This is a genomic window from Hyphomicrobium sp. (genome assembly GCF_019753045.1).
Taxonomy (GTDB): domain Bacteria; phylum Pseudomonadota; class Alphaproteobacteria; order Rhizobiales; family Hyphomicrobiaceae; genus Hyphomicrobium_B.
Genome location: NZ_JAIELN010000034.1, coordinates 23,184 through 30,527, shown reverse-complemented (window position 1 = coordinate 30,527; position 7,344 = coordinate 23,184). Strand labels below are relative to the sequence as shown.

Genomic DNA, 7,344 nt, shown 5'->3' with positions numbered 1-7,344 from the left:
GGGAGCAGGGGCTTCCGCCGCAGGCCATCCGGGTCTTGTCCTCGGAAGTTTCGACGGTTCCTTTCTCGATCGGGCCCGGCATTTCACTCCATGTCGAGACCTCCCTTTTAGGGAGCAAGCATGACGTGAACGCCCTGACCGAGCGAGCACGCGAGGTATTCGTCGATCTCTTTGTGGAGCATGAACGAGATGGCAAAGCCAAACCGGCTATACGAAAACGAACCCGTTCCTAGAACATCGCCGCTATCAAGGACGCATTACGCCGTCTGGATTTCAGGCGGCCTTGCCGACGTCGCGCTGACCCGGACGTTCCGAAACACCGAAGCGCACAGCATCGAAGGGGTGCTGACCTTTCCTCTCCCCATCCACGCCGTGCTCTACGAACTCGAAGCCCGCATTGATGGTCGCGTTTTACGTGCCGTTACGGAAGCTAAGGGCGAAGCAAGGGACACCTACGAAGACGCAGTGGAAGCAGGGCACACAACCATCCTGCATGAAGAAGTTCTCCGGGGCATTCACCAGATTTCGCTGGGTCAGCTTCATCCCGGAGCTGACATCGCCGTGACGGCCCGCTTCGCTATCGCATTGAGCGCAATAGACGGAATAATCAGCCTTCGCGTACCGACGACAGTCGGAGATATCTACGGGAGGTCGAATCTTTTTGAGTGCGATGAGCTCGTACACTCAGACGCCCCGCAGGCGGCAACGATTAACGCAACGATCGACACCGGTACTTTGCGAGTGAACGGACGACCGATGGTAGGCGTCCCCGAAATAATCTCGTTGAATGCCCCCATAGATATCGTGGTTGAGGGATGGAAACCCCGAGAGCTCAAGGGCGTCGCAGCGGATGGTCGCCATGTGAGCCTGAAGATGACTCCGGCTGTAGCAGGCGAGAGCCCGCTGAATATGGCCGTTCTCGTCGATTGCTCAGGATCGATGAACGAAGCATGGTCGAACAATGCCTCTAAAACCAAATTTGACGTAGTACGAGACGCGCTAGGCGGAATTAGTAGAAACATTAGAACGCGAGACCACGTCGAGCTTTGGGATTTCCAGGATGACGCGGTTCGGGTCGGAGCAACGCCGGAAGAAGACTGGTCCGAAATCCTTGCGCACATGCGCACGCCCGGCGGCGGGACGGAAATCGGGGCCGCTATCATGGCGGCGCAGGCAGAACGCAAATTGCAGGACGTCCTGCTCATAACTGACGGGAAGAGCCATGCGTTGCCGATCCAGTTTCTTGCCCGATCCGGCACGCGCTTCAGCGTCGCCCTGATTGGCGACGACAGCCTTGAGGCCAATGTCGGGCACCTAGCCGCCTTAACGGCAGGGCAAGTTCTGGTGCCAGTGGAACAGTCTCATATAGCCTCTGCCCTTAAAGACCTGCTCGGTCACCTGCGTCATGCACCGCAGCGGTCGTCCGGGCCGGGCGTTGAAACCCTGCGCGGCGGCATGAAGGTTATAGCTCGTTGGAAGTCTTCGAGCAGCGAAACCATGGAGCAAGGCAACCGGGCGGTCGCCGCTTATGCGGCAAGCCTGATGCTAACGTCTCTGTCGGACGACGAGGCGGCTCGGCTTGCCGTCACCGAGGGACTTGTGACGCATCTGACAAGCCTTGTGCTTGTCGACCGTGACGGCGTTCAGCGCAAAGCACCTCCCCAAATGGTGAAGCTTCCGCTGTACTCGCCAGTGCAGTCGTCACGCTGCGCCATGATGAATTATCGAGCGCGTGCAAGTACGACCTTTAGTGCCGGGCCGTCGACGCCAAAAGTTAGTCGATACCATGATCTTGCGGCGGTCATGGACTGGCATGAGCTCGATGAACGGGAGCCGTTTGCGGTTTCCGAGGACGACGTAGCCGATCACCGCGATGCGCGTCTGCCCGCAGCTGCAGAAAAACTGGATATAGAGCCGCATATTCTGCAGCTCTGGATCCTCGCGGAAATTTCTAAGCAAGATGAGACTGCGGCCGAGGAAGTGCAGCATCGCGTGCTCGAAGGCCTGAAGCCGGCAGTGCGAACCGAGATCGCCGAAGCAGGACTTGAAATCCTCGAAGCGGCAAAGCTGCGAACAGCCAGACAAAGAGAGAAAGACAACTTTAGGCCGCAGCTCATCGCTAAGCCGAATTCGGCAGTCCTACTGGCCAGACGCATCCCATGGGAGGAACAATTCGAACTGCTCATCGAAGGGGATATTTCGGGCCTAGGCGACGACGTTGCCGAAGCGGTACAGCGTCTTGCTGACCATCCGGATATGCTCGCCACGGCCAACGGCGTTGGAAGGTCGCCAGTGGCGACGGTCCTCGGTCTCCTTGCTCGCATAGTAAAATGCGAGGATCTGTACGCCGGGAAAGCGGAAACGGAGCTCTGGAAGAAAATGCCAATGGAGTCGTGGCTGTACCTCACGAATGAGGGCACAATGCTCCTTTGCAAACTCGCCCCGTGATCGGCGCAGACGCGCCCTGGCTAATGAAAAAGGGCGCGTCACCGGGTCTTTGCCTACGCTACAAGCTCGCGCGACGCGTTCTTGACCTTGGCCGTTGCATGTCTTGTTTCCGATGCCGCCGCATGGATGCGGCCGATGTTGTCCGAGATCATGGCCACCCCGGACGCGGCAGTCTGCATGCTCGATGAGATTTCCTGTGTGACGGCACCCTGCTGCTCCACGGCAGCGGCGATGCTTGATGCAATCTCGTCAATCTTCCCGACCATCTGCCCAACCGACGCAATGGCAGCAGCGGCGCTGGCGGTGCCATCCTGCACGGCTGTGATCTGCGTCGCGATCTCGGCGGTGGCCTGAGCCGTGCGGGCTGCCAGGGTTTTAACTTCGGTCGCGACAACGGCAAAGCCCTTGCCGGCTTCGCCGGCACGGGCCGCTTCAATCGTCGCGTTCAACGCAAGCAAATTGGTTTGCTGGGCGATCGCGTTGATGAGCGTGAGGACTTCGCCGATACGGTCAGCAGCGCCTGACAGGGAGGTGACGATTTCATTCGTGCGCGAACTCTGGTCGACGGCCGAAGCCGTGATGGTTGCTGCGTCGCTCGCCCGTCTGCTGATCTCATGCACGGAAGCGACCAGTTCCTCGGCGGCAGATGCCACAGTCTGAACGTTGCCAGCCGTCTGAGATGCAGCACTGACAGCGGCTTCCACTTCATTTGTCGTCCGTTCGACGGCAGACGCTATCAGCGACAGATCATCATTGATGCCCAGCTGCAGCTGCGCCTTGCGCAAGCGGCCCTGCACCTGCTGGGTGATATCAACGCAAAACTTGACGACCTTATAGGGCTTGCCGGACGGATCGAAGATGGGGTTGTAAGTCGCCTGCAGCCAGATCTCCTGGCCGCTTTTGCCAATACGCTTGTACTCCGAGGCCTGGTACTCGCCGCGGCCTAGCCGTTCCCAGAATGCGCGGTACTCGCTGCTCAGTTGCTGCTCGTGGTCGACAAAGATCCGATGGTGCTGGCCTTTTATCTCCTCCATCGTGTACCCGGTTGCTCCAAGAAAGTTCTGGTTCGCTGACAGTACGTGGCCATCGAGCGTGAATGAGATGACGGCCTGAGACTTCTCGATCGCCGCGATTTGTCCCTCGAGGTCGGCGGTCCGAAGCTTGCTCGCCGTGATATCAGTGCAGAATTTCACGACCTTGTATGGGACGCCCGAGCGGTCGACCAGCGGATTATAGGTCGCCTGCAGCCAAATTTCGGCTCCGAACTTTGTGATCCGTTTGAATTCGGCTGACTGGTATTCCCCGCGATTCAGGGCCGCCCAAAAATCGCTGTAGCTTTTGGATTCCCGGTCTTTGGCAGAGACGAAGAGGCGATGATGCTTGCCGACGATATCCTTTAACTCGTAGCCCACGCACTTAAGGAAATTGGCGTTGGCAGTGATGATGCTGCCGTCCATCGCAAACTCAATCACGGCTTGTGACCGATCGAGTGCGTTGATCTTGGCCTGGGTTTCGGAGCTCAAAGAAAACATCGCGGACATCCTACAACGAATCACATTCACACCCAGGATGTCCTGCGAAGGTTAACAAAAAAAGCGCCGCTGACAGCGTTCGCGAACTGCGCAAGACCAGCAATGCCGGGGCGGTAGAGGCTCCTGTGCGGGTTTGGACCAAGTGGAGATTATTCCGCCGCGCACTGGGATCGCGCTCGCCCTGCTTCTGGTCCATAGAGCTCTAAATCGCTCGGCGTTGGTGCTCCGACGAGCGTCGTAAGCGCGGCCTCGCTCAATGCCCGCCTGGCCAGTAGCGCTTCTGCAATGTGGACGACATTATATCGGTCCTTGCTGATTAGTTGAGACACGTGAACCATCAAGGACAATTATTTTCCGGCGAGGCAGACCGGATCGAAGACGTTACATCGTGGGCCGGTTTTTTGAGGTCAGCGTCGACGACATCCGCTCGACACGACGAACACCGCAAATTCATAAGGCGAGGCGCATCGCTGCTTATTCGCTTTTCAGAGCGCCGGCGCAGCGACAGCCGATATCTGGTTCGCCATGTGGAGAGATCATATGATTGTGCAGATGTATTGCCGATCAGTGGTTCGCGAACTTGCAGAACATGCGGGTCGACGGATGCAGTTGAAGCATCTGGAAGCGATACTGAAATTGAACTAGGCCCGGCTGCGCCTTCCGGCAGGACGAGAGACGCCCATCTCAGTCGACGAGCGCTACCAAGATGACATTTGCCAATAGATGCAATCGATCAGCTCGCAACTAGCCGCCATGTTTTATATTCTGCAGTGCAAGAACTTGCGCTGTTGGACCGGTCGGCGCAAAAGTAGGCAGCTGCAGTGACTGGAAGAAATTAATAGTATTAGGGCCCCCACCGGAATGCGCCAACCATCAGACTTCCTAGCGGGCGGCGGCGAGATGGGTGAGCTGATGCGCTCGCTGGATTGGTCGCGTACGGCTGTTGGGACACCCGACAAATGGCCGCAAAGTCTCCGAACGGCAACGCGCATCCTGCTGAACACTCGGCATCCGATGTACATATTCTGGGGCGAAACGGCGACATGCCTTTATAACGACGCGTATCGTCAATCCATCGGCGCGGAGCGTCATCCCGGTTCTCTCGGCCGCCCCGCGCGCGAGGTGTGGGACGAGATCTGGGATGTCATTGGTCCGCAGATCGATCAGGTTTCAACTGGAAAGGGAGCTACCTGGCATGAGAACCAGCTCGTGCCTATCACTCGCAACGGTGTCCGAGACGACGTTTATTGGACGTACGGTTATAGCCCGATCGACGATGAGTCTGCTCCACACGGTGTGGGAGGAGTTCTCGTGGTTTGCACCGAAACAACTGCCCAAGTTGAATCTGCAAAAAAGCTGGCCGAGAGCGATGAGCGACTCCGCTTGGCATTGTCAGGCGGGCGTGGAATCGGAACGTGGGACTGGGATGTTAAAAACGACCGCGTTGTAGCCAACGAGCAGTTTGCCAATCTGTATGGGGTTGATCCAGAAGCGGCGCGAGCCGGAGCGCCGGTAGCAACGTTTTTTACGGCTATCCATCCGGAAGACCTACCCCGCGTGCAAGCGAGCATTGCTCAGGCAGTCCGTACCGGAGATTTGTTCAGCGAAGAGTACAGGCTCGTACAGCCAGGCAGAAAGGATTGCTGGGTGCTAGCGGAAGGCCGCTGTAAATTGGCGCCAGACGGCACGCCTTTGAGATTTCCAGGTGCCAGCTTCGACATTACAGAACGCCGCCAGGGCGAAGCAGAATTGCGGGAGACAGAAGAGCGCTTGCGGCTCGCGACAGAGAACGCCGAGATTGGATTCTGGGATGTCGATCCGATAAACGACGTGCTGGTCTGGCCCGCCCGCACCAAACAGCTGTTTGGCATCTCATCGAACGCATCTGTCACAATGAAGGATTTTTTCGACGGCCTGCACCCTGACGACCGCGCAGCCACAAGCGCAGCGTACATGGCGGCCGCGGATCCCGCTGTGCGCGCTTTGTACGATGTCGAGTACAGAACCATCGGCAAGGATGACGGATTGATCCGATGGGTGGCTGCGAAGGGCAGGGGCACTTTCGACCTACAAGGGAGGTGTGTTCGCGTCGCCGGCACGGCGATCGATATCACCGCTCGAAAGCGCGCACAGGAAGAGCTTCGTGAGCTGAACGAAACTCTCGAAGCGCGTGTCGTCGACCGGACAGAACAACTTGAGGCAGCTCATGCGCAGCTTCGCCAGAGCCAAAAGTTAGAGTCGATGGGTAGTCTGACGGGTGGTGTTGCCCATGATTTTAATAACCTTCTTACGCCGATCGTAGGCGCGCTCGATATGCTGCAGCGCAAGCAACTCGGCGGCGAACGCGAGCAACGCTTGATATCGGGCGCAGCGCAGTCAGCAGAGCGTGCGAAAATTCTGGTTCAACGATTGCTTGCTTTCGCACGTCGCCAACCCCTGCAGCCCATAGCGGTCGATCTCAGTCAACTCGTGAACAACATGGCGGAGCTGGTAGCCAGCACCACCGGACCGCAGATCAAAGTCGTGGTCGAAATTGGTGACGACCTTCCGGCGGCCATTGCCGACCCCAACCAGCTTGAGATGGCGCTCCTCAACCTGTCAGTTAACGCGCGCGACGCCATGCCGGCGGGGGGTACTCTGCGGATAACCGTAACTGCCAAAACGTCAGCCGACGCTGAAAGAGCTGGCGTTAAGCGCGGCGATTACGTCTGCCTCTCAGTCGCTGATACAGGCGCCGGTATGGACGCGATCACCCTCTCACGCGCCATCGAACCGTTCTTTTCGACCAAGGGTGTCGGGAAGGGCACCGGGCTTGGATTATCGATGGCGCACGGGCTCGCATTGCAGCTGGGAGGAGCGCTTTTAATCAAGAGCAAGACAGGACTTGGGACCAATGTTGAACTGTGGCTGCCGCAAACTGACAGAGCCACTGAGCAGGCCGCGATCGCGCACGAGAGGCATTTGACACCAGCGCGCGGGACGGCGCTCGTTGTCGACGACGAAGAATTAGTTCGAATGAGCACGGCAGACATGCTTTCCGAACTCGGCTACGAGGTGGTGGAAGCCGCATCAGCTGAAGAAGCGATCCGCGCGATTGAAAATGGATTGCAGGCCGATCTGGTCGTTACTGATCACCTGATGCCCGGAATGCCAGGGACAGAGTTGGTTTGGGCACTGCGCGAGCGCCATCCTGGCCTTCCCGTGCTTATCATTTCAGGCTACGCGGACGTCGACGGTATAGCAGCTGAGCTCCCACGCCTGACCAAGCCGTTCATTCATGCGGAGCTCGCCGAGGCCCTGGCTGCGCTATTGCCGCCTACACGGGCATTGCCTACCGAAATGAAGCACGAAGTATCCGAATAAC

Annotated in this window: 4 protein-coding genes; 3 read left to right on the top strand and 1 reads right to left on the bottom strand. The window is 58.1% G+C overall.

The window, feature by feature from the left end; translation table 11 throughout:
* Together K2Q04_RS22060 and K2Q04_RS22055 are read left to right on the top strand one after the other, a co-directional pair.
* A partial coding sequence (locus K2Q04_RS22060) for a hypothetical protein (RefSeq protein ID WP_291167841.1) occupies nucleotides 1-233 on the top strand: 233 nt, incomplete at its 5' end.
* Complete coding sequence (locus tag K2Q04_RS22055) at nucleotides 190-2,448, top strand: VIT domain-containing protein (RefSeq protein WP_291167838.1); 2,259 nt, start codon at nucleotides 190-192, stop codon at nucleotides 2,446-2,448. The genes K2Q04_RS22060 and K2Q04_RS22055, both read left to right, overlap by 44 nt.
* A 53-nt stretch (nucleotides 2,449-2,501) precedes the next feature.
* Here K2Q04_RS22055 and K2Q04_RS22050 read toward each other — a convergent pair whose 3' ends face one another.
* The gene (locus K2Q04_RS22050) at nucleotides 2,502-3,980 is read right to left on the bottom strand and encodes a PAS domain-containing methyl-accepting chemotaxis protein (RefSeq protein ID WP_291167835.1); all 1,479 of its coding nucleotides are present in this window, start codon (nucleotides 3,978-3,980) and stop codon (nucleotides 2,502-2,504) included.
* A gap of 900 nt (nucleotides 3,981-4,880) precedes the next feature.
* Between K2Q04_RS22050 and K2Q04_RS22045 the strand changes: the two genes are divergently transcribed.
* Nucleotides 4,881-7,343 (top strand): PAS domain-containing protein, encoded by a 2,463-nt coding sequence (locus K2Q04_RS22045; RefSeq protein WP_291167832.1) that lies wholly within the window; start codon nucleotides 4,881-4,883, stop codon nucleotides 7,341-7,343.
* The last annotated feature ends 1 nt before the right edge of the window (nucleotide 7,344 follow it).